22 protein-coding genes are annotated in these 23395 nt (G+C 74.1%); 11 read left to right on the forward strand and 11 right to left on the reverse strand.

Annotated elements, in window-relative coordinates; translation table 11 throughout:
* Positions 1–7 precede the first annotated feature (7 nt).
* The 7 genes from ACYP53_RS19055 to ACYP53_RS19085 form a co-directional block, all read right to left on the reverse strand.
* Entirely contained in the window at positions 8–1273 is a 1266-nt protein-coding gene (locus tag ACYP53_RS19055; protein ID WP_459648213.1) for an MFS transporter, read from the reverse strand.
* 84 nt (positions 1274–1357) lie between these two features.
* Positions 1358–3610 (reverse strand): discoidin domain-containing protein, encoded by a 2253-nt coding sequence (locus tag ACYP53_RS19060; protein WP_189926482.1) that lies wholly within the window; start codon positions 3608–3610, stop codon positions 1358–1360.
* A gap of 210 nt (positions 3611–3820) precedes the next feature.
* A complete protein-coding gene (locus ACYP53_RS19065; protein WP_189926483.1) occupies positions 3821–5059 on the reverse strand; it encodes an ROK family transcriptional regulator in 1239 nt (412 codons plus the stop codon).
* A 175-nt stretch (positions 5060–5234) separates the two neighbouring features.
* Positions 5235–5717 (reverse strand): GerMN domain-containing protein, encoded by a 483-nt coding sequence (locus ACYP53_RS19070; RefSeq protein ID WP_459648214.1) that lies wholly within the window; start codon positions 5715–5717, stop codon positions 5235–5237.
* The gene (locus ACYP53_RS19075) at positions 5714–7189 is read right to left on the reverse strand and encodes an ATP-binding protein (RefSeq protein WP_459648215.1); all 1476 of its coding nucleotides are present in this window, start codon (positions 7187–7189) and stop codon (positions 5714–5716) included. Before ACYP53_RS19075 ends, ACYP53_RS19070 begins: the two co-directional genes overlap by 4 nt.
* Positions 7186–7359, reverse strand: coding sequence for a hypothetical protein (locus tag ACYP53_RS19080; RefSeq protein WP_189926487.1), 174 nt, complete (start codon positions 7357–7359; stop codon positions 7186–7188). The genes ACYP53_RS19075 and ACYP53_RS19080 overlap by 4 nt, the downstream gene beginning before the upstream one ends.
* A 90-nt stretch (positions 7360–7449) precedes the next feature.
* On the reverse strand, positions 7450–8067 hold the full coding sequence (locus tag ACYP53_RS19085) for a TetR/AcrR family transcriptional regulator (protein WP_189926489.1): 618 nt from the start codon (positions 8065–8067) through the stop codon (positions 7450–7452).
* Between the two features lie 98 nt (positions 8068–8165).
* On the opposite strand from ACYP53_RS19085, the gene ACYP53_RS19090 reads away from it, so the two are divergent.
* The 6 genes from ACYP53_RS19090 to ACYP53_RS19115 all read left to right on the forward strand — a co-directional run bounded on the left by ACYP53_RS19090 (position 8166) and on the right by ACYP53_RS19115 (position 14231).
* The gene (locus tag ACYP53_RS19090) at positions 8166–8999 is read left to right on the forward strand and encodes a class II aldolase/adducin family protein (protein ID WP_459648216.1); all 834 of its coding nucleotides are present in this window, start codon (positions 8166–8168) and stop codon (positions 8997–8999) included.
* A 4-nt stretch (positions 9000–9003) separates the two neighbouring features.
* Positions 9004–10119 carry a 2-dehydropantoate 2-reductase gene (locus ACYP53_RS19095; RefSeq protein WP_459648217.1) on the forward strand — a complete coding sequence of 372 codons (1116 nt, stop codon included), beginning with the start codon at positions 9004–9006 and terminating at the stop codon, positions 10117–10119.
* 96 nt (positions 10120–10215) lie between these two features.
* Positions 10216–10974: a maleylpyruvate isomerase family mycothiol-dependent enzyme gene (locus ACYP53_RS19100; protein ID WP_459648218.1), complete on the forward strand. Its 759-nt coding sequence runs from the start codon at positions 10216–10218 to the stop codon at positions 10972–10974.
* Between the two features lie 207 nt (positions 10975–11181).
* Complete coding sequence (locus tag ACYP53_RS19105) at positions 11182–12087, forward strand: ribosome-inactivating family protein (protein ID WP_189926495.1); 906 nt, start codon at positions 11182–11184, stop codon at positions 12085–12087.
* Between the two features lie 272 nt (positions 12088–12359).
* Positions 12360–13304, forward strand: a complete 945-nt coding sequence (locus ACYP53_RS19110) for a TauD/TfdA family dioxygenase (RefSeq protein ID WP_459648219.1) — start codon at positions 12360–12362, stop codon at positions 13302–13304.
* An 84-nt stretch (positions 13305–13388) separates the two neighbouring features.
* Entirely contained in the window at positions 13389–14231 is an 843-nt protein-coding gene (locus ACYP53_RS19115; protein WP_459648220.1) for an EamA family transporter, read from the forward strand.
* Positions 14232–14307: 76 nt separating this feature from the next.
* Here the strand turns inward: ACYP53_RS19115 and ACYP53_RS19120 are convergent, their stop codons facing one another.
* Positions 14308–15504: a TIGR03364 family FAD-dependent oxidoreductase gene (locus ACYP53_RS19120; RefSeq protein ID WP_459648221.1), complete on the reverse strand. Its 1197-nt coding sequence runs from the start codon at positions 15502–15504 to the stop codon at positions 14308–14310.
* A gap of 161 nt (positions 15505–15665) precedes the next feature.
* Here ACYP53_RS19120 and ACYP53_RS19125 point away from each other — a divergent pair, with 161 nt between their 5' ends.
* Positions 15666–16427: a GntR family transcriptional regulator gene (locus tag ACYP53_RS19125; protein WP_459648222.1), complete on the forward strand. Its 762-nt coding sequence runs from the start codon at positions 15666–15668 to the stop codon at positions 16425–16427.
* A gap of 4 nt (positions 16428–16431) precedes the next feature.
* Positions 16432–17121, forward strand: a complete 690-nt coding sequence (locus tag ACYP53_RS19130) for a phosphonatase-like hydrolase (protein WP_459648223.1) — start codon at positions 16432–16434, stop codon at positions 17119–17121.
* 107 nt (positions 17122–17228) lie between these two features.
* Here ACYP53_RS19130 and ACYP53_RS19135 read toward each other — a convergent pair whose 3' ends face one another.
* On the reverse strand, positions 17229–17984 hold the full coding sequence (locus tag ACYP53_RS19135) for a DUF4232 domain-containing protein (protein WP_459648224.1): 756 nt from the start codon (positions 17982–17984) through the stop codon (positions 17229–17231).
* Between the two features lie 198 nt (positions 17985–18182).
* A complete protein-coding gene (locus ACYP53_RS19140; protein ID WP_459648225.1) occupies positions 18183–18758 on the reverse strand; it encodes a histidine phosphatase family protein in 576 nt (191 codons plus the stop codon).
* Positions 18759–19076: 318 nt separating this feature from the next.
* Between ACYP53_RS19140 and ACYP53_RS19145 the strand changes: the two genes are divergently transcribed.
* Together ACYP53_RS19145 and ACYP53_RS19150 are read left to right on the forward strand one after the other, a co-directional pair.
* The gene (locus ACYP53_RS19145; protein WP_189914147.1) at positions 19077–19295 is read left to right on the forward strand and encodes a CbtB domain-containing protein; all 219 of its coding nucleotides are present in this window, start codon (positions 19077–19079) and stop codon (positions 19293–19295) included.
* 16 nt (positions 19296–19311) lie between these two features.
* Positions 19312–20091, forward strand: a complete 780-nt coding sequence (locus ACYP53_RS19150; RefSeq protein WP_189914148.1) for a CbtA family protein — start codon at positions 19312–19314, stop codon at positions 20089–20091.
* Between the two features lie 111 nt (positions 20092–20202).
* Here the strand turns inward: ACYP53_RS19150 and ACYP53_RS19155 are convergent, their stop codons facing one another.
* Positions 20203–21609: a short-chain fatty acyl-CoA regulator family protein gene (locus ACYP53_RS19155; protein ID WP_459648226.1), complete on the reverse strand. Its 1407-nt coding sequence runs from the start codon at positions 21607–21609 to the stop codon at positions 20203–20205.
* 426 nt (positions 21610–22035) lie between these two features.
* Between ACYP53_RS19155 and aceA the strand changes: the two genes are divergently transcribed.
* A complete protein-coding gene (aceA, locus tag ACYP53_RS19160) occupies positions 22036–23328 on the forward strand; it encodes an isocitrate lyase (RefSeq protein ID WP_459648227.1) in 1293 nt (430 codons plus the stop codon).
* The last annotated feature ends 67 nt before the right edge of the window (positions 23329–23395 follow it).

Here is a 23395-nt window from a genome sequence, read left to right on the forward strand (position 1 = left end):
CCGGGCGTCACGGGGCGGGTGAACCGGCGGGTGTCGGGTGGGCCGTGTCGTGGTCCGGGTGGCGGCGGGTGCGCTCCGCCCAGGCGGCCAGCGGCGGGCCGGCCGCGCCCAGCGCCGCGAAGAAGGCGCCGAGCAGCAGCCAGCCCGCGTGGCCGAGGCCGAGGACCGCCGTCGTGAGGACCACCGGCGCCAGGGCCTGCCCGGCGTTGAAGCCGACGCCCCAGAAGCCCTGGTACTGGCCCTGGGCGTGGTCGGGGGCGAGCCCGAAGCCGAGCGCGTAGCCGCCGGAGGACTCCCACACCTCGCCGAGGCTGTGCACGACGACGGCGAGCACGGCGAGCACCGGCGCGGTCCACGCCGGGACGTCCGCGGTCAGGGCCATCAGCGGGCAGCTGACCAGGAAGCACAGCCCGGCGAGGCGGAACGCCCGGCCGCCCTGACGCGGCGTCTCCACCCGGGAGCCGATCCGGCTCTGCAGCAGGACGCACACCCCGCTGTTGACCGCGTAGACCGCCGCCACCGTCCAGCGGGGCGCGTCGGTGTGGGCGGAGAGCCAGATCGGCAGCAGCAGGGAGACGGTCTGGTACTGCAGGCCCATCGCGCCGTAGAGCGCGACGAAGGTCACGAACGGCCGGTCGGACAGCACCGCCGCCCGGTGGTGCTCCGCGGGCCGGGGCAGCGGCCGGTAGTTCGGGAGGCCGCCCAGGGCGATCAGCCCGGCGCAGGCGAAGCTGGCGGCATTGGCGAGGATCAGCGCGGTGTACGCCTGGCGGGTGCCGGCCGCGACGGCGACGGCGGCACCGAGGGTGCCCAGCACCACACCGAGGTTGACGAAGGTACGGAGCCTCGCCCGGAACGCGGCCGGGCGTTCACCGCCCGCCCGGGCGATCAGCGCACCGCCCGCGGCGCCCGCGGCCGTCGCCGCCAGCCGGTCCAGGGTGGCGACGAGCGTGAAGGTGGCCCAGTCGTCGATGAGGACGAACCCGGCCATCGTCGCGGCCTGCACCGCGAGTGCCCACAGCCAGACCGTGCGCGGCCCGTACCGGTCGGCCAGGTTGCCCGCCGGGACCCCGGCCAGCAGGCCGACCAGCCCCGCGATCGTGAGGCCGACCCCGACCCGGGCGGCGGGCAGGTGCACCACCAGCGTGAAGTAGAGCACCGAGGCGGTGTTGAACAGCCCGTTGCCCACCCGGCTGACGAAGCTCGCCAGGATCAGGGCCCGCTGCGGACCGCCCCGCGCCGCCCAGCCCGAGACCGTGCTCTTCCCGATCATGCGGAACAGGCTAACAACGCCCCGGAAGAGGCCGACCGGTAGGGCTGCCGCCCGGCGGCGGCAGCCCCTCGGGCCCCGGTCCGGCTACGGGTAGGCCGTCACCGTCGACGGGGTGGTCGAGGTGCCGGAGGTGGCGGCGCCGGTGGTGTCGACGACGTGGTTGTACTGGCCCTTGCCGCCGAGCGAGACGACCAGCAGGTCGTGGAACCGCACGCCCGCCCGGGTCGGTGCCTCGAAGCCGTGGTCCATCCGGATGGTGGGGTCCACGTTGAAGTAGCAGTAGCTGCCGAGGCCCCAGCCCTCGTGGGCGGTGACGGTGTCGTCCACCTTGTAGGCGGCGTAGCCCAGGGTGGGGCCGTTCTGGATCGCCGCCTGGTTCGGGGCGTCGTAGGCCTTCTCGTTCTGGAAGAAGATCGTGCGGCCGCGTTCGCCGGACCACTCGACGTCGTACTTCTTGAAGTGCTCGACGAACAGCCCGGTGCCGAGCACGTCGGCGCCGCGGACCAGCAGGCCGTAGTCGGCGGGGTTGACGTCCCAGCCGACGCCGGTGCCGTGGTCGGCCCGCCAGATCCAGGTGTGGTCGACGATCACGTCGTTGCTGTTGACGACGATGCCGGCGGTGGTGGAGCCGCCGCCCGCGCCGCCGACCCGGACGAACACGTCCTGCAGGGTGGTCGGGTCGGCGGCGTGGCCGCCCCGGGCGCCGTCCGGGCCGACCTGGACGAGGGCGGAGGAGCGGACCGGACCGGCGTCGACGAGCAGACCGGCGAGCCGTACCCCGTCGACGTCGGCGACCTGGACGGCCGTCACCCCGTTGTCGGGCACCAGGGTCGCCAGGCCGAGGCCGAGCACCACGGTGTCGGGCCGGGTGACCGCGATCGGCCGGTCCAGGTGGTAGACCCCGGGGGTGAAGAGCAGGTCGAGCCCCTGGGCCAGCGCCGCGTTGACGGTCGCGGCGGTGGCGCCGGGCTTCACCACGTAGAAGCGGCTGAGCGGGCGCGACTCGCCCTGCGCGGCGCCGTCCCAGGAGACGCCGCGGGCGTTGGTGCGCTTGACCGGGACGAACACCTTGTAGTCGGCGCCGTCCAGGTAGAGGAAGGGCTTCTCTCGGGAGATCGGCGTGGTGTCCAGGGTGGTGTAGGGCGGGTCGGGGAAGCTCTGGGCCGGTGCGCCCTGGACGCCGGAGAAGACCTGGTTCCAGACGCCGTTGCTGAAGCCGCCGATCGCGCTGTCCCGGGTGTACCACTGCTGCTGGGAGTGGTTGCCGACGCTGCCGTCGATCCTGCTGTCCGCGATGTAGCCGCCGCTGGCCCAGCCGTACCCGGCGGGCGAGAGCTCGAGGCCGCCGCGCACGTGCATCCGGCGGAACGGGGCCGCCTGGGCGACCGCCCAGCGGTCGGTGCCGCTGACCGGGGTGAGGGCGAGGTTCTCGGCGGAGCGCCAGAAGTTCTGCGTCGCGTTGCCGTTGAACCAGCCTGCGTCGACGGTGACGTCCCCGTTGATCGTGGTGTCGTCGGGCCTGAGACCGAGACCGGCAACGGAGGTGTAGAAGCCGAGCTGGACGTTGAGGTTGCCGTAGCTGCCCGGCTTGAAGAGCAGCGCGTAGCGCTCGGGGCCGAACTGGTTGGCCTCCTGCTGCTTGAACACCCGGTCCACGGTGGCCTGGATGCCGGGCGTCGAGGGGTCGAAGACGAGCACGTTGGGCCCGAGGTCGCCGCCGCCCTGGACCGGCGGCACGTCGGAGGTGTTCACCTGGAACTCCCACAGGGAGTAGCCCCAGGCGGTGGCCCGGGCGAGCCCGGTCAGCCGGACGTAGCGGCCGCTCCCGGCGAGCGGGACGGTCTCGGTGCCGCCGGCCCCGCTGTCGGTGCTGTACAGGGTGCGCCAGGCCGCGCCGTCGTCCGAGACCTCGATCCGGTACGAACGCCCGTACGCGGTCTCCCAGGTGAGTACGGCCCGGCAGACCTGGCGGACCGCGCCGAGGTCGACCTGGAGCCACTGGGGGTCGCTGAAGGCGGAGGACCAGCGGGTGCCGGGGTCGCCGTCCACGGCCGAGGCGGCCGGCGTGCCCGCGCTCTCCGCGCTGGAGGCGGTGGCCGGGCGGCCCCTGGCGGCGTTGTCGGTGCCGCAGTCGGCGGCGGCCGCGGCGGCCGGTCCGGCCGGGGCGGGCCGTGGACCGGCGGCGCCGGCCGGGACCGGCACCGCCAGGACGGACACGAGGAACAGGAGCAGGCCCAGGACCGCCCCCGGTGCCGTGCGCGGGCGGGCCGGCGTGGGCGGGCAGGCTGACGTGCGCGGGCGGGCCGGCGTGCGCGGCCGGGCTGAAGAACGCCTCATCGGCAGGTCCCTAGGTGAGGTGGGTGGGGGTGCCGGTGGCGCGCGGCGGCGGCCCGTGGGGGGATCGCCTCACCGGGCGGTCGGGGGCCCACCGGGATCGACTCGGGGACGCCGCCCGGGCGCCTGGCCCGGGGCCGTCCCTGACCGGGAGTCTCAGGCCGCCGCCGTGTACTTGTCAACCCGTTCCGTGTGCTTAGCTCACGCCGTGAACTATGCGCCGGCGTCGGTGAGATGCGAACGATCCGGCAGCCGCCCGCCGGAGTCCAGGAAGTCCGACAGCGGCAGGGTGGCGGCCCCCAGGGCGACCGCCTCCGGCCCCAGACTGCCGAGGACGATCAGCGCGTGCTCGTACGGGAAGCGCAGCGCGTACCCGGTGGCCGCGGCGCGGATGCCGGGCAGCAGCCTGGGCCCCAGCAGCAGCCCCGCCCAGCCGCCGATCACGATCCGCTCCGGGTTGAACAGGTTGACCAGGTCGGCGATCCCCGCCCCCAGGTACTCGGCGGCCTCGTCGAGCAGCCCGACGGCCGCCGGGTCCCCCGCCTCGGCGGCCGCCAGCAGCGCCGCCAGTCCCGCCTTCTCGTCGCCGGGCGGCGCCGCGCCCCAGCGCTCCACCAGCGCCTCGGCCCCGACGTAGGCCTCCAGGCAGCCGCGGGCGCCGCAGCGGCAGCGCCGGCCGCCGACGTGCACCTTGGTGTGGCCCCACTCGCCCGCGCTGCTGCTCGCCCCCCGGTAGCGCGCGCCGTCGGCGATGACGCAGGCGCCGACCCCGGAACCGACCAGCGCCACCACCGCGTGCCGGGCCCCGCGGCCGGCCCCGAACCACATCTCGGCTTGGCCCAGCGTCTTGGCGCCGTTGTCGACGAACAGCGGCAGCGCGGTACCGGCCCGCAGCAGCCGGCCGAGCGGCACGGCGTCCCAGCCGACGGCCTGACCGTGCACCACGATGCCCCGCCCGTCCGCGCCGGGGGCGCCCTGGTCGACGATGCCGGGCACCCCGACGCCGACACCGAGCACCGTCTCCGGCGCGGTGCCGGTGCGTTCGAGCACGTCGGCCAGCCCGGCGAGGATCAGCTCCACCACGTGGCCGGCGTCGCGGCCCCGGTCGGAGAGCGGCAGGTCGCGGGCGGCCAGTTCGGTGCGGGCCAGGTCGAACAGGGCCACCCGGACCTGGGTCTCGCCCACGTCGACGCCCACCAGCCGGGCGCGGCCGGCGGCGACCCGGAGCATGGTCCGCGGCCGGCCGCCGTCGGACCCGACCGAGCCGCACTCCTCGATCAGGCCGTCCGCCAGCAGCTCGCCGGTCACATTGCTGACCGACCCGGCGCTGAGCCCGGTGCGGGCGCCCAACTCCTGCCGGCTGAGCGGCCCGTCGAAGTACAGCCCGCGCAGCACGGTGGCCCGGCTGCCCGTGCGCAGGTCGCGCACCGTGTTCCCGCCTCGCCCGTGCACGGGCAACCCTCCCGTCGGTCCGTCACCCACGCCCGGGGCCCACTCTCCGGCCCCTTGGCGCTCGGCGGTCCCCAGCCGTCGTCTCACGCCGTGAAGTAAGCCGCTGCCCAGCGTACGTCCCGCCGCCCTCGGGAGGGGGTGCCCCCGTCATGCCGCCCGTGGGCCGGGCCCCGGGTCAGCCGTCCCGGTGGAGGTCGCACTGCTGCTGGATGGCCGAGGGGCCGTCGCTGCTCACGATGGTGACCCTCGGCGGCGGGCCGGACTCGGCCGGGGCGTCGTCGGCGGTACAGACCAGCTGCTGGACGGCGGAGGCGGACAGCGAGGCGGCGGGCCAGGACAGCCGGAGGGTGACGGTGCCGGGCACGGCGGTGGCCTGGACCCGGCCGCCCGCGGGCAGCTCGCTGTACAGGCCGGTGTGCGCCTCGGCCCGGTCGGGCCCGGCGACCAGGGCGTCCAGGGTCCGCTGGAGGCCGTCGCGCTGGGCGCCGGGCCGGATGGTCAGCCGCAGGCCGTGCTGGTCGAGGAAGTAGAGCCGGGTGCCCGGCTGGATGCCGGTGGCCGCCCGCCCGCTCTTCACCGGGTCGGTGGTGGCGATCGAGCAGCCGCAGGCGAGCAGCAGCGCCGCGGTGACGGGGACCAGACGGTGGCGGACGGTCACATCTCCTCCGGGAGGATGCCGCGGGGCAGGACGAGGGTGAACACCGCGCCGCCGCCCGGCGAGTTGGCGGCCTCGATGAGTCCGCCGTGCAGCCGGGCGTTCTCCTGGGCGATGGCGAGGCCCAGCCCGCTGCCCTCGGAGCGGGCCCGGGCCTTGTCGGCCTTGTAGAACCGGTCGAACAGGTGCGGCAGTTCGGCCGGCGGGATGCCCGGCCCGCGGTCGGTGACGGTGAGCAGCAGCAGCTCGCCGTCGGCCTCCCGCAGTCGCAGCCGTACGGGTGGCCGGCCGTGCCGCAGGGCGTTGCCGGCCAGGTTGGCGACGATGACGTCGAAGCGGCGCGGGTCGAGTTGTACGGGCAGGGCCGCGGGCAGGTCGAGTTCGACCTGGTCGCTCCAGCCGCGCAGGTCGACGGTCTCCCGGACGGCGGTGGCGGCGTCGATGGACTCGGTGCGCAGCGGGGCGGCTCCGGCGTCGAGGCGGGAGATCTCGATGAGGTCGTTGACGAGCCGGGTGAGGCGGACGGTCTCGTTGCTGATCATGCGCAGGGCGGTCGCGGTGTCGGCCGGGAGGTGTTCGGCGTCCTCGTCGAGGATGTCGGTGACGGCGAGCATGGCGGCGAGCGGGGTGCGCAGTTCGTGCGAGACGTCGGCGGCGAACCGCCGGCCCTGGGACTCGACGGCGCGCAGTTCCTCGATGGTGCCCTGGAGGGTGCGCGCGGTGTGGTTGAACGTCTTGGAGAGCTGGGCGAGTTCGTCGTGCCCGGTGACGGTGAGCCGGGTGTCGAGCCGGCCCTGGGCGAGGGCGTGGGCGGCGTCGCCCAGGGCCCGGACCGGCCGCAGCACCTGGCGGGCGGCGAGCAGGGCGAGCCCGGCGGCGAGGACCGCGGCGAACGCCCCGGCCCCGGCGGCGCCGGCCAGCAGCGCGTCGGCGGCGCTCTGCTCGCGGTCGAGCGGGAGGACGGCGTAGACGGTCAGGCCGGACGGGCCGCCCTTGGCGTAGGTCACGGGGACGCCGGCGGCGAGCCAGGGGTGGCCCTCGGCGCTGAAGCGCTGGAACGCGGCGCGGCCGCCGTCGACGGTGCGCCGCAGCGCCGGCGGGACGTCGACGGGCTGGGCCCAGGCGGAGTGCTCGGTGCCGTAGGCGGCCAGGACGTGCCAGTCGCGGAAGCCGCCGGTGCCGGACAACTCGGCGGCCAGGACGTCGAGTTCGGACTGGGTCGGCGGGAAGGGCAGGGCCGGGGCGCGGACGTCGATGCGGCGGCGCAGCTCGTCCAGGGTGGTGTCCTGGGTGAGGTCGAGGGTGGAGTTGGTCGCGGCCCGGTAGGTGAGCGCGGCGGTGGCCAGCGCACTCAGGGCGGCGACGGCGACGAAGGCCACCAGCAGCCGCGGGCGCAGCCCGGCGACGGCGCGGCGCAGCCGGACCAGCCGGGGAGTGCGTGGCTCCGGGCGCTCGGACGGGGGCGGGGTGCTCACAGCGACCCGGCGCGGCCGGAGTGGCCGGACCGGCCGTAGCGGGGCGCGGCCGGGACGCGGTCCGCCGCGCCCGACGCCCAGGCGCGCACGTCGCGCCCGCGTCGGCGCGGGACTGGTGCCGACGCCTCGCGTTCGGAGTCGTCGTCCTCGATCAGCGGTACCCGTGCCATGCCGGTAAGTATCCCGCCCCCACCTGCGCAAACGCAGCCGGGGGCACCGGTGGGAGGGCCCGGTCGGCCGAGCCGGCCCGGCGGGCCGTTTCAGGACGGGTGGGAGTCCGTGGTGAGCGCGGTCAGCAGGGGCTCCAGGAAGCGCCGTTCGAGCCTGCCCGGCGGCAGCTGTTCGGGTTCGACGTAGCTCTGGGCCAGCCCGCCCTCGCGGATCGCGATCAGCAGCCGGGCGACTTCGTCCGGGTCGGCGGTGAGGGTGCGGCCGGCCCGGGCGAGGTGGTCGGTGAGGGCGCGGGCCAGCTGGGTGCGCAGCCGGGCGTCGTGCCGGGCGAGCACCCAGGCGGCCTGCGGATCGCGGATGGCGTGCAGGGTGAACTCGGTGCTGACCAGGTACCAGTCACGTTCGGCCGGTTCGACCTCGCAGAGGACGTCGACCAGTGCCTGCACGGTGAGGTCCTCGGTGGCGATCGAGTCGACCAGCTCGGTCATCCGCCGCAGGATGCGGTCGCTGTGCTCGTCGAACAGCGCGAGGAACAGCTCCTCCTTGCTGCTGAAGTTGGAGTAGAACGCGCCCCGGGTGTAGCCGGCCCGCTCGCAGATCTGCTCGATGCTGGCGGCGCGGAACCCGTACTCGGCGAAGGTCTCCAGCGCCGCCTGGAGCAGGGCCGCGCGGGTGCGCGGGCGTCGCTTGGTCTCACCCTTGGGCATCGGTGGCATCCCGGTTCACTCGGACGGCGGCCGGTCTTGCTGTGTGGCCGTATCGGATCCATTGTCGTATCGGATACAGCATTGTATCTTCTGGGCCCATGAGCATCCCTCCGCCTTCCGGTGCGGGCACTCCGCTGCCCGCCGCGCTCGCCGCCGCCGTCGGACCGCTGCCGTCCGGCGTCACCCTGCCGATGCCGCCGAGCTTCGACTCGCCGGCCGCCGAACGCCGGTACCGCAAGGAACAACTCGCCGCCGGATTCCGGCTGTTCGGACGGTTCGGCTTCTCCGAGGGGGTGGCCGGGCACATCACCGTGCGCGATCCGGAGCACCCCGACCGCTTCTGGGTGAACCCGTTCGGGATGCCCTTCAGCATGATCAAGGCGTCCGACCTGATCCTGGTCGACCACGAGGGCACCCTGCTGCACGGCGACCGGCCGGTGAACCGGGCCGCCTTCGTGATCCACTCCCAGGTGCACGCGGCCCGCCCGGACGCGGTCGCCGCCGCCCACGCGCACTCGCTGCACGGCAAGGCCTTCTCCAGCCTCGGCCTCACCCTCGACCCGCTCACCCAGGACGCCTGCGCGTTCTTCGAGGACCACGGGCTGTACAGCGACTACCGCGGCGTGGTGAACGAGGTCGACGAGGGCAAGCGGGTCGCGGCCGCGCTCGGCACCCACAAGGCGGTGATCCTGCAGAACCACGGGCTGCTGACCGTCGGGCAGTCGGTCGCCGAGGCGGTCTGGTGGTTCGTCACGATGGAGCGCTCCTGCCAGGCCCAGCTGCTCGCCATGGCGGCCGGCACCCCGAAGCACATCGACCGGGAGACCGCCCTGATCACCCGCGGACAGGTCGGCAGCCACCTGGCCGGCTGGTTCCAGGCGCAGCCGCTGTTCGAGCAGATCGCCGCGAGCGACCCGGACCTGGTCGGCTGATCGGGTGCGCCGGGAACCACGGGTCGCGGCCTCACGGGACGCGGCCGTCGGAGCATCACGGATCGCGGTCCTCGGCGCTGGCAGCGTCGGCTGCCACCTCGGCGGCATGCTGGCCGCCGCGGCGGAGGTCACGCTGATCGGACGGCCGGCGGCGATGGCGGAGGTCGAACGGGACGGGCTGACGCTGACCGGCCCCGGCCCGGCGCGGCGGGAGGTGCGGGGGCTGACCGTCGCCACCGGGGCGGCGGCCGCGGCGGCGGCGGACTTCGTGCTGGTGACGGTCAAGTCCGCCGACACCCGCACCGCCGCCCGCGAACTGGCCGGACACCTCGCACCCGGCGCGGTCGTGATCAGCTTCCAGAACGGCCTGCACAACCCGGAGGTACTGCGGGCCGAGCTGCCGGGCCACCGGGTGCTCGCCGGGATGGTCCCGTACAACGTGGTGCGCAGCGGTCCGGCCGCCGTCCACCAGGGCAGCGGCGGCGCGCTGATGGTCGAGTCCGCCCCGGTGGCCCGGCCGTTCGCGGCGGCGGCCCGGGCCGGCGGGCTCCGGCTGGAGCTGCGCGCCGACATGCCCGCGGTGCAGGCCGCGAAGCTTCTGATGAACCTGAACAACGCGGTGAACGCGCTGTCCGGCCTGCCGCTGCGCGAGCAGCTCGGCACCCGGGCGTACCGGGCCTGTCTGGCCCGGTGCCAGCGGGAGGCGCTCGCCGCCTTCGGTGCGGCGGGCATCGCGCCCGCCCGGCTCGGCCCGGTGCCGCCGCGCTGGACGCCCCTGCTGCTCGGGCTGCCCGACGCGCTCTTCCGCCGGGTGGCCGCCGCGAGCCTGCGGATCGACGCCAAGGCCCGCTCGTCGATGTGGGAAGACCTCGAACGCGGCCGTCCGACCGAGATCGACTCGCTCCAGGGCGAGGTGATCGCGCTCGCCGCCCGGTACGGCCTGCCGGCGCCGGCCAACACCCGGCTGGCCGCGCTGGTCCGGGAGGCCGAGCGGGCCGGCCCGGGCGCGGCGCGGCGGTGGCCGGGCCCGGAGCTACTGGCGGCAATGGACCAGGACTGGGACCACGACCCGGACCGCGACCGGGACCGCGACCGCGACCGCGACCGGGGCGATGCTTGACAAACTCAACCTTTCAGGCCTAGCGTCGCCCCGATTGCTTCACGTACTGAAACATCCGGCGCCGCCGCGAGCCCCGCACCCCTGGAGACACCGCCCATGACCCCCCTCGACCACGGCGCGGCCGTCGCCGCCGAGACCGCCCGCTTCGTCGCCGCCGTGGACCGGGCCGACCCCGCGCTGCCGGTGCCCAGCTGCCCGGACTGGACCCTCGCCGACCTCGTCCGCCACGCCGGCAGCGTCCAGCGCTGGTTCACCGTCCTGCTCCGGCAGCGGATCCAGGAGCCCCCGCGCAGCCGCGACGTCGACCTGAAGCTGCCCGAACTCCCCGAGGACTACCCCGCCTGGCTCGCCGACTCCGCCGCACAGGCCGCCGCCGCCTTCGCGGAGACCGACCTCGACGCCCCGATGTGGGCCTGGGGCGCCGACCAGCACGCCCGCTTCTGGGTGCGCCGGATGCTGTTCGAGACCCTCGTCCACCGCGTCGACGCCGAACTCGCCCTCGGCCGCACCGCGGACGTGGAGCCCGCCCTCGCCGCGGACGGCGTCGACGAGTTCCTGACCAACCTGCCCTTCGCCACCCTGTTCGCCCCGCACACCGCCGAACTGCGCGCCGAGCACCGCACCATCCGCTTCACCCGCACCGACGGCGACGGCGACTGGCTGGTCCGGCTGCGGCCCGACGGCTTCGCCCTCGACCGGGACGCCGACGACACCCCCGCCGACGCCACCCTCCGGGCCGGCGCCGCCGACCTGCTGCTGCTCCTCTACGGCCGTCTCGACCGCACCGCGCCCGGCATCCAGGCCTCCGGCGACGAGGACCTGCTGGCCCACTGGTTCGCCCACTCGGCCTTCTGACCCCGGCGCCCCGGTTCCCGCACCACCACCGACACCAGCACCACCGCCGCGCACGCGCCCGCTTCAGGGCACGGGCGCGGCGGCGTTCGCGCACGGAACAGAACGCGTGCGCGACGAGGACAAGTGGACTCTTCCCGCACGGACATGATGGCCCGGCAGATCGGAGCCGACCGGGTTCCGGTCATCCCACGCCATCCACGAGGAACCGTGTTCACCAGGACCCACTCCGCACTCCTGTCCCTGACCGCCGCCACCGCCCTGCTCCTCCCCCTGGCCGGCACCGCCGCCGCCTCCGGCGCGACCCCGACAGTGGTGCACCAGGCCCAACCGGCCGCCGCGCAGCGGGCCGCGACCCAGCAGAGCTGGCCGATCATCGACTGGGACATCACCGGCATTACCAACGGCAGCGGCGAGCACGCCAACCGCTACTGGAACCTGATCGACGCCATCCACCGCAACAGCTACGGCGACGCGACCGGCGCCGACAGTGGGATGGTCCAGCAGACCACCCGGAACACCAACCGGCTGATCCAGGTGCGGGTGCGGAACGCGGGAGCCGACCTCGTCTCCGTCTACCTGTGGGCCGACAACCTCTACGTCGCGGGCTTCTACTCCCCCGCGGCCAACCAGCACTGGGCCTTCCAGGACGGCCGGCAGCTGCAGTTCCAGAGCGACCTCGGCGTCCAGGTGCGCCTCATGCCGCGCACCGGCAGCTACCTCAACATCAACGGCGGCCCGACCCGCGAGAACCTCTACCTGGGCTCCAACAACATCTTCAACGCGATGCGGGACCTCTACAACGTCCCCCAGTGGGACGAGGTCCGCGTCGACCGCGGCATGCTGATGGCCATCACCATCTTCTCCGAGGCCGCCCGGTTCGGGCCGATCCTCAACCGCGTCCACGGCAACATCGAGCGCTACACCGCCAACCAGCTGAGCGTCGACTACCGCGACATGGAGAACCAGTGGGGCGCGCTCTCCCGGGCCGCGCACGCCTGGCGCCAGGGCCAGCCGGCCTCGGTGCACCTGATCGGCAACAACGTCACGAGCTTCGACCAGCTGCGCCGCGTGGTCGGCTTCGTCGAGCTGCACGGCTCGGAGGCGCTGCTGTAGCCGCCCCCGGAGACACACCGCTGAGCCTGGGCCCGGGTACCTCCCGGCCCAGGCTCAGCGGCGTCTCCAGCTCTCGCCCACTTGTATAGTCAGGTTCTGGCCGGATGCACACATGCCGTGCTAGCTTCGCCTCCGCGGCGTGATCATCAGCGTCGAGCACGGGGGGAAAGTCCGGTTTTGAGCCGGTTATTTGGCATGCCGTCAGACAGGCCTCACTTCCCCTTGTCGATCAGCCGCCCCGAGCGCGAGCAGTATCTACAAGTGGAGGACGGATGTCTTTCGTCAGCACGATCCCGGTTCCCGACGAGAGCTACCGGGTGTTCTCCCCGGCCGCCCAGGCGGAGGTGGCCGGGTACGTGAAGCGGCTGGCCGACGGGCTGGCGGGGCGGCGGATCGACACCCTCGGGGTGGACCCGGCGGCGGTGCCGCTGTTCGCCGCCGAGGTCGAGGCCACCCGGGCGACCATCGACTCCGGGGCGCACTTCGTGCTCTACGAGCGGATCGACGGGGTCACCACCATCCTCGAACAGGGCGTCCTCGCCTGGGTGCTGGGCAACCTGCTGGGCGTTCCGACGGTGCAGAACTCCGAGGGCTGGAAGGTCATCGAGGTCTACGACCGCGGGGTGGGCACCATCGAGGGCGGGGTGCGCTACCACCAGACCAGACAGGGCGCCTACGTCCACAACGACGCGACCGCCGACCCCGACCCGATCGACTACCTGCTGCTGTCCTGCGTGCGCGACGCCCTGGTCGGCGGCGAGAGCATCCTGATCGACGCGGCGACGGTGCACCGCAAGCTGCTCGACCACCCGGACGTCCTGGCCGTCCTGGAGGGCGACTTCTGGTTCGAGAACCGCGGCATGGCCGAGGACCAGCGGCTCTTCCGCGCCCCGATCATCGGCTACGACGCCGTCGGCAAGCCGCTGATCAAGTACTTCCGGGTGTACATGGAGGCCGCGCACGCCAGGGCCGGGGAGCCGATGACGGACGAACAGGTCCGCGCCCTGGACTTCCTGGACACGCTGCTGGACCAGACCCCGGTGCAGTACCGGCTGCGGCTGGAGCCGGGCCAGAGCCTGGTCCAGGCCGACGAGCGCTTCCTGCACACCCGCACCGCCTTCCACGACCGGTTCCCCGCGCGGGTCGTCGACCCGGCGACCGACCGGGCCGAGGACGTCAACCGGTTCATGTTCCGGATCTGGTCCAACCGCGCCTGATCCCAGGCGCGTCGCCCCACCGGCGACGCGCCGCCCAAACGACAGCGCGCAGCCCACCGGCAAAGGAACGACGGTACCCCCACTGTGTCCACTCCCCTCCTCGCGATCGTGCTGGCGCTCGTCTCGGCGCTCATGCACGCCTCCTGGAACGCCGCGGTCAAGTCCGGCACCGACCGGCTGACGGCCGTCGGCATGGTCGACGCCGTCGCCCTGGTCGTCTGCGGTCTGGCGATGCCCTTCGTCGCCCCGCCCGACCCGGGCGCCTGGACGTTCGTCGCGATCTCGACCGTGCTCAACACGGCCTTCCGGCTCTTCCTCGTCCGGGCCTACCAGCTGGGCGACTTCGGCCAGATGTACCCGATCATCCGCGGTGTGCCGCCGCTGGCCGTGGCGGTCATCTCGGTCGCCCTGATGGACGAACCCCTCGGCCCGACCGGCTGGTTCGGGGTCGCGCTGATCTCGGTCGGCATCATCAGCCTGGTGCTGTCCAACCGGCTCGGCGAGATCCGCGCGGTGCCGATCGCGTACGCGGTCGTCGCGGGGCTGTGCGTGGCCGGCTACACCGCCTCGGACGCGGCCGGGGTGCACTCCACCGAGCGGATGATCAGCTACCTGGTCTACCTGTTCGTCCTGGAGAGCATCCCGATGCCCGCGCTGGCGGCCGTCGTCCGGCGCCGGCGGCTGCTCGACTACCTGCGCACCCAGTGGAAGACCGGGGTGTTCGGCGGGGTCAACGCCCTCGCCTCGTACGGCCTGATCCTCTGGGCGCTGTCGCTGGGCGGTGTAGCCAAGGTGGAGGCGCTGCGCGAGACCAGCGTCGTGCTGGCGGCGGGCATCGGCACGCTCGTCTTCAAGGAGCCGTTCGGGCGCAACCGCGTCATCTGCTCGGCGATCGTCGCCGCGGGGATCGTGCTGGTGAGCCTGTAGCGGTGACAGCCCGGGGCCGCCCGGTGGCCGGAGCCACCGGGCGGCCCCGGGCTGTCGGAGAAGGCAGGCGGGCCGGTCAGGCCGTGGCGGCGAGGGTGCCGTCGAAGGTCGCGGCCGCGAGGCCGAAGGAGAGCGTCATGCCGACGCCCGAGGTCACGGTGACGGCCCGCACCTCCGGCGCCAGGTCGCGCACCAGCAGGGGGCCGCGCGGGCTGCTGGCGTAGACGCCCTGCCAGCGTTCGAGGATCCGCAGCCGCTCCACGCCCAGCACCCGGGCGATCTCGGCGGTCAGCAGCTCGTGGGTGCGCTCCTCGACGAACGGCGGGGTGGTGGCGTCGTAGTGGTGCGAGTCGCCAAGCAGCACCGTGCCGTCGGGCAGCCGGGTGAGCATCACGTTGGCGCCGATCTCCAGCAGTTCGGCGCTGTGCCCGAGGACCTCCTCGCGCAGCCGGGCGGCGGACGGGCGGCCGGCGAAGGCCTCGTAGCGGAGCATCGAGGTGGCCGTCAGCACCGCGGAGTCGGTGCGGAAGCCGGCCGGGGCCTCGGCCCGGGCCATGGTGAGGCGGCAGCGCTGGACCTCGTGGTCCTCGGCGACGTCGGGGAACAGGTAGTCCAGGTCGTGGCCGACGCAGACCAGGATCCGGTCGCCGTGGACCGGGCCGCGGGTGGTGTGGACCGTCCCGCTCTCGACGCCGGTGACGGCGGTGCCCCACAGCACCCGGCCGCCCGGCTGCCCGGCCACCCAGCGGGCCAGGCCGGGCGCGGCCTCGCGCGGGTTCACCCGCAGGTCGGCGGGCAGCAGCGCGCCGCCCACCAGGTCGCCGTCGGCGCCGTCGGCGCGCCCGAGCAGCGCGGCCGTCTGCGCGGCGGTGCGCAGCAAGACCTCGTCGCCGCCGCGCTCGGCGCGCAGCTCCTCCAGGACGGCCGCCTCGGTCGCCGACCGGGCCACCACCAGGGTGCCGGCCTCCTCGGCCCAGATGCCGGCGGCCTTCGCCGCGCGCAGCCAGCCGGGCCGGGAGCGCTGGGCGACGGCGAGCAGTTCGCCGTCCTGGGCGCTGATGCAGCAGTGGCCGAAGTTGCGGACCGAGGCGCCGACGGGCTGCCGGTCGCGCTCGACGACGGTGACGGACAGCCCGCTGCTCAGGGCTTCGAAGGCGTGGGCCAGGCCGATGATGCCGGCGCCGACGATCACCACGTCGCTGCGGCCGGGGTCGCCGGTCGGGTGCGTGCGGGAGGCGGCGGTGGCGGGTGCGGGTACGGTGCTGCTGCTCATGGCTCCAGATTCCGGGCTCGTCGACCTCGACGTCAAGAGGTGTCTATACAAGTTACCGTTCGTTCATCCACTCGACCACCATCGGAGGCGGGCGGTTGTTCTGGGAAACAACCAGGTCGTCCGCCTTGAGAAGTTCCGCCCCCAGGTGTCATAGTCGACTTGTGAAGACAAGTGAGGACCTTCCTCTCCACCAGCGGCTCGGCGCCGAGTTCCAGCGCCGCATCGAGTCCGGCGAGTGGCCCGAGGGCCGGCCGGTGCCCAGCGAGTCGCAGCTCTGCGCCGAGTTCGGCACCTCCCGCGGCCCGGTCCGCCAGGCCCTGGCCCTGCTGCGCAACGAGGGCAGCCTGGTCGGCGGCCGCGGCAAACCGCCCGTCGCCCGCCGTACGGCGCCCTCCCAGCCCTTCGGCACGTTCCTGTCCTTCACCCAGTGGGCCCGCACCATCGGCCGCGAGCCCGGGCAGAGCACCGTCGAGGTGGCCCGGCGCCGGGCCTCCCCGGAGGCGGCCGCCCGGCTCGGCCTCGCCGAGGGCGCGCCGGTCGTCGAACTCGTCCGGCTGCGGCTGCTGGACGACGTCCCGGCCATGCTGGAACGCTCCACCTTCGTCCACGAGGTCGGCCGCATCCTGTTCGACTTCGACCCGGACACCGGCTCGGTCTACCAGGAACTGCTGCGCCGCGAGGTCGACCTGCACCGCGCCCGGCACACCATCGACGCCGTCGCCGCCGAGCCGCGGGACGCCGAGCTGCTCCGGGTCTCCGTCGGCGACCCGCTGCTGCGCGTCCGCCGGCTCACCACGTCGAGCCAGGGCGTGCCGCTGGAGGACGCCGACGACCGCTACCTCCCGGCCATGGCCACCTTCACCATCGAGAACACCATCGAAGGCCGTACCGTCATCGGCCGCTACCGCACCGAAGAGGACTGACACCGTGATCGAGCTCGCCGCCCTGGACATGGCCGGTACCACCATCGACGAGGCCGGTGCCGTCTACCGGGCGCTGCGCACCGCCGTCGAGCGGACCGGCGTGAGCGTCACCGAGGCCGACCTCCAGACCTGGATGGGCACCGACAAGCGCGAGGCCATCACCGCCCTGGTCCGCCTCGGCGGCGGCACCCCGACCCCGGAGCTGGTCGAGGAGAGCTACGCGGCCTTCGCCGGGTTCCTGCGCGAGGCCTACCGGACCACTCCCCCGCGGGCCATCGCCGGTGTCGAGGCCGCCCTCGCCGAGCTGCGCCGACGCGGCATCAAGGTGGCCCTGACCACCGGCTTCAGCGAGGACGTCGCCTACCCGCTGCTGGAGTCGCTCGGCTGGTCCGTCGGCGAGGGCGGCAACCTGGACGCGGTCGTCACCTCGGACGAGGTCCCGCGCGGGCGTCCGGCCCCGCACATGATCCACCGGGCGATGGAGAAGACCGGCGTCATCGACACCCGCCGGGTGCTGACCGCCGGCGACACCGTCGTCGACGTCGAGGCCGGCGCCAACGCCGGGGCCGGGGTCGTCATCGGCGTACTGACCGGGGAACTCACCCGCGAGGCCTTCGACGGGCACCCCCACACCTACGTGCTGGACGGCGTCGCCGACATCCCCGCCCTCCCGGAGGCCCGGCCCGCGGCCTGACCCGACCGGGAGCCGGCCGGCTCCCGGCAGGACTGACGTCTCCTCAGCCGGGCCGCATCGACCCGGACCGGATCGGATCAGCCCGGACCGGCCCGGGGGCGGCCGGGTCAGGACGGGCTGGTGGCCAGCAGGGCGGTGGTGGTCACCTTGTTGTCGCACTCGGCGAAGAGGCCGTCGTCCAGGGCCACCTGGTGGGCGCCGGCGCTGGGCAGGCCGAGCACGAGGGTGGGGTAGGCGACCGGGGTCGCGCCGGAGACGCAGTAGCCGTCGGCCTCGCCCTGGACCTGGACGAAGGTGAGCTTCAGCCAGGCCTTCCCGCCCGGGCCCACCCGCACCGGGGCGGCGGCGCCGGAGTGGGTCACCGTGAGCGGGGCGTTGTGGTCCGGGGAGCCGTTGGCCGCCCCGGCCACCGTCGGGAAGCCCTGCACGGTGCACGGGTGCGCGGAGGAGTTGGTGAAGGCGACGATCGCCGCTCCCACGCCGGTACCGTCGGGCCGCACCTTCGCCTGGTGGGCCTCCACCTTGAGGTCGCCGGCCGCGCAGGCCGGAGCGGCGGTGCCGGAGGCGGACGGGGCTCCGGTGGACGGGCCGCCGGTGGACGGGCCGCCGGTGGACGGGGCTCCGGCCTTGGTGGGGGCCGGGGCCGTGCTGCTCGGGGCGGTCGCCCCCGCACCGGGCGCGGCGCCGGGCGCCGAGGTCGGCGCCGCGGTGGGTGCCGCGGTGGGTGCCGCGGTCGGGGCCGCGGCCGTCCCCGCTCCGTCGTCGCCGGGCCCGCAGGCCGTGAGCAGCAGGGCCGCGGTGGCGGCCGAGACGGTGGCGACGGCGGCTCTTCTGGCGTTCTTCCCGTACCGCGCGTTCCGCATGACGTTCCTCCGAGGGTGGGTGGTGCCGGGTCGGTGCCGGCATCTGCCCCCGATACACACCGCCGCCGCGGTGCCGGTTCCCGTCGGACCGGGGCGTGACAGAACGGTGACGAAGCCCGAAAGCCCAGGTCCGGGCCACCGTCGAGCCGCCCGCGCCCGTCGCATGCTGACGAACGGTCGGCGGTGCGGACCGTTCGCTCAGGGGTGCGTCAGCTCGGCCCCGCAGCGCAGGTTCCACCGTCCCGAGCGCCCGGACAGTTCCGTGACGGAGAGCGGACGGACGTCGAGCCGCCAGAAGGCCGCCGCGGGGAGGTCGAGCGCGTGGACCACGGCCGCCCGGACCACGGCGGGCTCGGCCACCGCCAGCACCCGGCCCTGCTGCTGCCCGGCCACGGCCGCCAGCCAGCCGCCGACCCGGGCGCACAGGGCTTCGACCGACTCGCCGCCGTGGGGCGCCACCGTCGGGTCGGCCAGCCAGGCCGCGACCTCCGCCGGTTCGGTCGCGGCGAGCTCGTCGAGGCGGCGGCCCCGCCAGCTGCCGACGTCGAGGTCGGCCAGCGCCCCGTCCGGTTCGGCGGTGACGCCGAGCGCACCGGCGGTGAGCCGGCACCGGTTCGAGGGGGAGGCGAAGCCGCGGGGTACCGCCGGCAGCGAGCCGGCCGCCGCGCGGGCGGCCGCCAGGCCCGCCTCGTCCGGCGGCCCGTCGTCGCCGAACCTGGCCTCGCGCAGTTCCGCCCCCATCGCCGGTGCGACGAAGATCACCTGTACGGTCATTCGCCCTCCTCCTGTCCCCCAGCTGCAGCGTCGCGCGCATACGGACGAGAATTCGTGGCCCGTCGCGCGCCCGTCGCGCGCCCGCGAGCCGGTACGAAACCCTTGGCCGGGCACCCGCGACACGGTACCGTCCCTGCCACAACTCAAGACGACGGTACGTGGAAGCCCGGTGAGAACCCGGCACGGTCGCGCCACTGTGAACCCGTCCCCCGACGCCTCGTCCCCGGACCTGACGTCCCGGGCCGGTCGAGTCAGACCCACCTCCGTCGTCGGTGTGCTCCATCGAACGGGACGCGTGTTCCCCAAAGGAGGTCGGCCATGGCTCACCCCATCGCCACCGCAACCCCCGCCGCTCCGGCGATCACCCCCATCTCCGTCAAGGCGATCCTGCCCTGGGCCGTGTTCTTCGGCATCCTGCTGATGGCCCTCATCTACTTCGTCGGCGCCGAGCAGGGCGCCACCTCCCTCATCTCCGGCGAGGACGTGCACGAGTGGGTGCACGACGGCCGCCACCTGCTCGGTTTCCCCTGCCACTGATCAGGGGCCCCCGCACATGAACTCCGCAACCGTCAGATCCCTGCTCGTCCGCGGCATGCTGGCCGGCCTCGGTGCCGGCCTGCTCGCCCTGGTCGTCGCCTACCTGCTCGGTGAGCCCCGGGTGGACGCGGCGATCGCCTACGAGGACGCCCACTCCGCCGGCGAACCCGCGATGGAGATCGTCAGCCGCACCCTGCAGTCGACTGCCGGGCTGGCCACGGGCGTTCTCATCTACGGCGTCTCGCTCGGCGGCATCGCCGCGCTCGCCTACTGCTTCGCCCTCGGCCGGGTCGGCCGCTTCTCCCCGCGCGCCACGGCGGCCCTGCTGTCCGGCGTCGCGCTGGTCGCGGTCTACGTCGTGCCGTTCCTCAAGTACCCGGCCAACCCGCCGTCGGTGGGCGACCCGGAGACCATCGGCAAGCGCACCACGCTGTACTTCCTGATGATGGCGCTCAGCGTGCTGCTGGCGGTCGCCGCGGTGATCGTCGGCAAGCGGCTCGCGCCCCGTCTGGGCACCTGGTACGCGACCGTCGTCGCCGTCCTCGGCTTCGCCGTCGCGGTCGGCCTCGCCTACGCCTTCCTGCCCGCGGTCAACGAGGTGCCCGAGGACTTCTCGGCCACCCTGCTCTGGCAGTTCCGCCTCGCGGCGCTCGCCATCCAGCTCACCCTCTGGACCTCCTTCGGGCTGCTCTTCGGCCACCTCGCCGAACGTCTCCTCAACCCGAAGCCGGTCACCTCGGCCGTCCGGGAGACCAGCTCGGACCCGGCCCCCGAGACGGCCGCCTCGGCGAGCTGAGGCCCGTCACCGGTCCGACCGTCCGACCACGCCGGAGGCCGGTCGGGGCGACACCACGTCGCCCCGGCCGGCCTTCGGCGTTCCCCCAACCATGGCCCGGGGCAGCGGGGTTCACCTTTCTCCCGGTGCTTCGAGCGCGGCGTACGGGACGAAGGTGCTGGTGCCCTCGTCGACGGCCAGGGGGCGGCCGATGGCCGGGGCGGAGCGCTGGGGGCAGGCCGGGCGTTCGCAGACCTTGCAGCCGAGGCCGATCGGGGTGGCGGCGGCCTCGTCGCCGAGGTCCAGTCCGGCGGAGTACACCAGCCGTCCGGCGTGGCGGAGCTCGCAGCCGAGGCCGATGGCGAAGGTCTTGCCCGGGCGGCCCCAGCCGCCGGGTGAGCGGGTGACGGCGCGGGCGGTCCACAGGTAGCGGCGGCCGTCGGGCATGGCGGCGACCTGGACGTGGACCCGGCCGGGCGAGGCGAAGGCGTCGTAGACGTTCCACAGCGGGCAGGTGCCGCCCGTACGGGAGAAGTGGAAGGCCGTGGCGGACTGCCGCTTCGAGACGTTCCCGGCCCGGTCGACGCGTACGAAGGAGAACGGCACCCCGCGCAGGCCGGAGCGCTGGAGGGTGCTCAGGCGGTGGCAGACCGTCTCGTAGCCGACGCCGAAGTGGTCCGCCAGGTGCTCGATGTCGTAGCGGGCCGACTCTGCTTGCGCGTGGAAGGCGGTGTACGGCAGTACGAGGGCGGCGGCGAAGTAGTTGGCCAGCCCGATGCGGGTGAGCGACCAGGTGGTGGAGGCCTCCGGGCTGTCCTGGGCGGCGAGTTCGGACAGCAGCCCGTCGTGTTCCAGGTAGGCGAGCTGGGTGGCCATCCGGAAGGCCTGCTGGCCGGGGCGCAGCCGGTCGGACAGGTGCAGGGTCCGGGTCTGCTCGTCGTACCGGTGCAGCTGTCCGCCGCCGGTGGCGATGCGGACCCGGTGCGCGCTGGCGAGCCGGTCGGCCAGCGCCTCCCTGACCCCGCCGCGCCTCAGCTTGATGCCCTCCGCCAACTCCTCGGCCGCCGTGTCGAGTTCGTGGAGGTAGTTCCGGCGGCGGTAGAAGAACTCGCGGACCTGCTCGTGCGGCGTACGGGCGTCGGCCCCGGGGCCGCGGTCCCCGACGAGGACGGCGAGCTGCTCGGCCGCGTCGCGGCGGCCGCGGGCCAGGTCCGTCAGCAGCCGTGCCACGGCGGGCAGTCGGGCCGCCAGTTCGTCGAGCTCACCGGTGCTGACCCGGCCGGCCGTCAGCTCCTCGCCGAGCGCGTCGCGCAGTTCGGCGGTGAGCCGGGCGCTGTCCGGCGGGGCGAAGTAGCCGGCCTCGACCCCGAAGGCCTCGGTGAGCCGCAGCAGGACGGGGACGGTGAGGGGCCGGGCGTCGTGCTCCAGCTGGTTGAGGTAGCTGGGCGAGAGGTCGATCAGCCGGGCGACCGCGGCCTGGCTGAGCCCGCGCTCCTCGCGCAGACGGCGCAGCCTGGCACCCGCGAAGGCCTTCCCCATGGTGTCGTTCTCCCCACTGCGCGCAACTGACGACCCGGTGCGGGCAGCCTAGCCGCACGACGGTCGGGCCGGCCTTCGCAGGCTTCGCAGATCCGCTGACGACCGTTCGCAGCAGTTGGCAGTGGTCCACCGGTGACGGCGGCTCCGGGGGCTGCCAGAGTCGGTGGTGCGGCCGGGAGGTGCGCAGGACAGCGGAGAAACACCTGGTCGGTCGCGGTCGGGTGGGCTGTCCGGGCGTCCACGTCCCGCGGTGTTCCACCGCCGCCCGGCACCACCCGGCCGCCCACTCACCCTCGCGGTGAGGTGCCTCACATCCTTCGCAACGAGCGCGCCCTTCTCCATGCGCGCACCTCGCAAGGAGCGCACCTCGCAGCGAACGCACCTCACAGCGAACAACCCTCGCAACGAACACCCGGGAGCAGACCCATGACGCAGTCGGTTCGGCAGCAGCAGGAGCAGCAGGCGGCGGCGCTGGCCGCCCGGTGGGCCTCCGACCCCAGGTGGGCGGGCATCGAGCGCACCTACACGGCGGCCGACGTGGTCCGGCTGTCGGGCACGGTGCGCGAGGAGCACACCCTGGCCCGGCGCGGCGCCGAGCGCCTGTGGAACCAGTTGCACGAGCAGGACTACGTCCACGCCCTCGGCGCGCTGACCGGCGGTCAGGCGGTGCAGATGGTGAAGGCCGGGCTGCAGGCGATCTACCTGTCCGGCTGGCAGGTCGCCGCCGACGCCAACCAGGCCGGTCAGACCTACCCCGACCAGAGCCTCTACCCCGCCAACTCCGTTCCCCAGGTGGTGCGGAGGATCAACAACGCGCTGCTGCGGGCGGACGGGATCGACGCCGCCGAGGGCAACGACGGCCCGGACTGGCTGGTGCCGATCGTCGCCGACGCCGAGGCCGGGTTCGGCGGCCCGCTGAACGCCTTCGAGCTCACCAAGGGCATGATCGCGGCCGGCGCGGCCGGCATCCACTACGAGGACCAGCTGGCCTCCGAGAAGAAGTGCGGCCACCTCGGCGGCAAGGTGCTCGTCCCCACCGCCCAGCACATCCGCACCCTCAACTCCGCCCGCCTGGCCGCCGACATCGCCGACGTGCCGACCCTGATCGTGGCCCGCACCGACGCGCTCGCCGCCAACCTCCTGACCACCGACGTCGACGAGCGCGACGCCCGCTTCTGCACCGGTGAGCGCACCGCCGAAGGCTTCTACCGGGTCGAGCCCGGGATGGCCCCGGTGATCTCCCGCGGCCTCGCCTTCGCACCGTACGCGGACCTGATCTGGGTGGAGACCGGCACCCCGGACCTCGCCCAGGCCCGGGAGTTCGCCGAGGCGCTCAAGGCGGAGTACCCGGACAAGATGCTCGCCTACAACTGCTCGCCGTCCTTCAACTGGAAGGCCGCTCTGGACGACGACCAGATCGCCAAGTTCCAGCGGGAGTTGGGGGCGATGGGCTACCGCTTCCAGTTCATCACCCTGGCCGGGTTCCACGCCCTCAACCACTCGATGTTCCAGCTGGCCCGCGGCTACGCCGAGCACGGCATGACCGCGTACGTCGACCTCCAGGAGGCCGAGTTCGCCGCCGCGCCGGACGGCTACACCGCGGTGAAGCACCAGCGCGAGGTCGGCACCGGCTACTTCGACCTGGTCTCCACCGCACTCAACCCGAACGCCGAGACCCTCGCGCTCACCGGCTCCACCGAGGCCGAGCAGTTCCACTGAGCCACCCCAGCGGCGCCCGACCGCCGACCCCGGCGGCCTCGTTGAGGGACGAGCCGCCGTCCACCCG

Source organism: Kitasatospora sp. Ki12 (assembly GCF_054601375.1).

Coding starts and splice junctions, on each gene's coding strand:
- ACYP53_RS19120 (WP_459648221.1), bottom strand. CDS start 15,504: ATGAGCAGCAGCACCGTACCCGCACCCGCCACCGCCGCCTCCCGCACG.
- ACYP53_RS19060 (WP_189926482.1), bottom strand. CDS start 3,610: ATGAGGCGTTCTTCAGCCCGGCCGCGCACGCCGGCCCGCCCGCGCACG.
- ACYP53_RS19080 (WP_189926487.1), bottom strand. CDS start 7,359: ATGGCACGGGTACCGCTGATCGAGGACGACGACTCCGAACGCGAGGCG.
- ACYP53_RS19090 (WP_459648216.1), top strand. CDS start 8,166: ATGAGCATCCCTCCGCCTTCCGGTGCGGGCACTCCGCTGCCCGCCGCG.
- ACYP53_RS19150 (WP_189914148.1), top strand. CDS start 19,312: ATGAACTCCGCAACCGTCAGATCCCTGCTCGTCCGCGGCATGCTGGCC.
- ACYP53_RS19055 (WP_459648213.1), bottom strand. CDS start 1,273: ATGATCGGGAAGAGCACGGTCTCGGGCTGGGCGGCGCGGGGCGGTCCG.
- ACYP53_RS19100 (WP_459648218.1), top strand. CDS start 10,216: ATGACCCCCCTCGACCACGGCGCGGCCGTCGCCGCCGAGACCGCCCGC.
- ACYP53_RS19110 (WP_459648219.1), top strand. CDS start 12,360: ATGTCTTTCGTCAGCACGATCCCGGTTCCCGACGAGAGCTACCGGGTG.
- aceA (WP_459648227.1), top strand. CDS start 22,036: ATGACGCAGTCGGTTCGGCAGCAGCAGGAGCAGCAGGCGGCGGCGCTG.
- ACYP53_RS19145 (WP_189914147.1), top strand. CDS start 19,077: ATGGCTCACCCCATCGCCACCGCAACCCCCGCCGCTCCGGCGATCACC.
- ACYP53_RS19085 (WP_189926489.1), bottom strand. CDS start 8,067: ATGCCCAAGGGTGAGACCAAGCGACGCCCGCGCACCCGCGCGGCCCTG.
- ACYP53_RS19155 (WP_459648226.1), bottom strand. CDS start 21,609: ATGGGGAAGGCCTTCGCGGGTGCCAGGCTGCGCCGTCTGCGCGAGGAG.
- ACYP53_RS19135 (WP_459648224.1), bottom strand. CDS start 17,984: ATGCGGAACGCGCGGTACGGGAAGAACGCCAGAAGAGCCGCCGTCGCC.
- ACYP53_RS19140 (WP_459648225.1), bottom strand. CDS start 18,758: ATGACCGTACAGGTGATCTTCGTCGCACCGGCGATGGGGGCGGAACTG.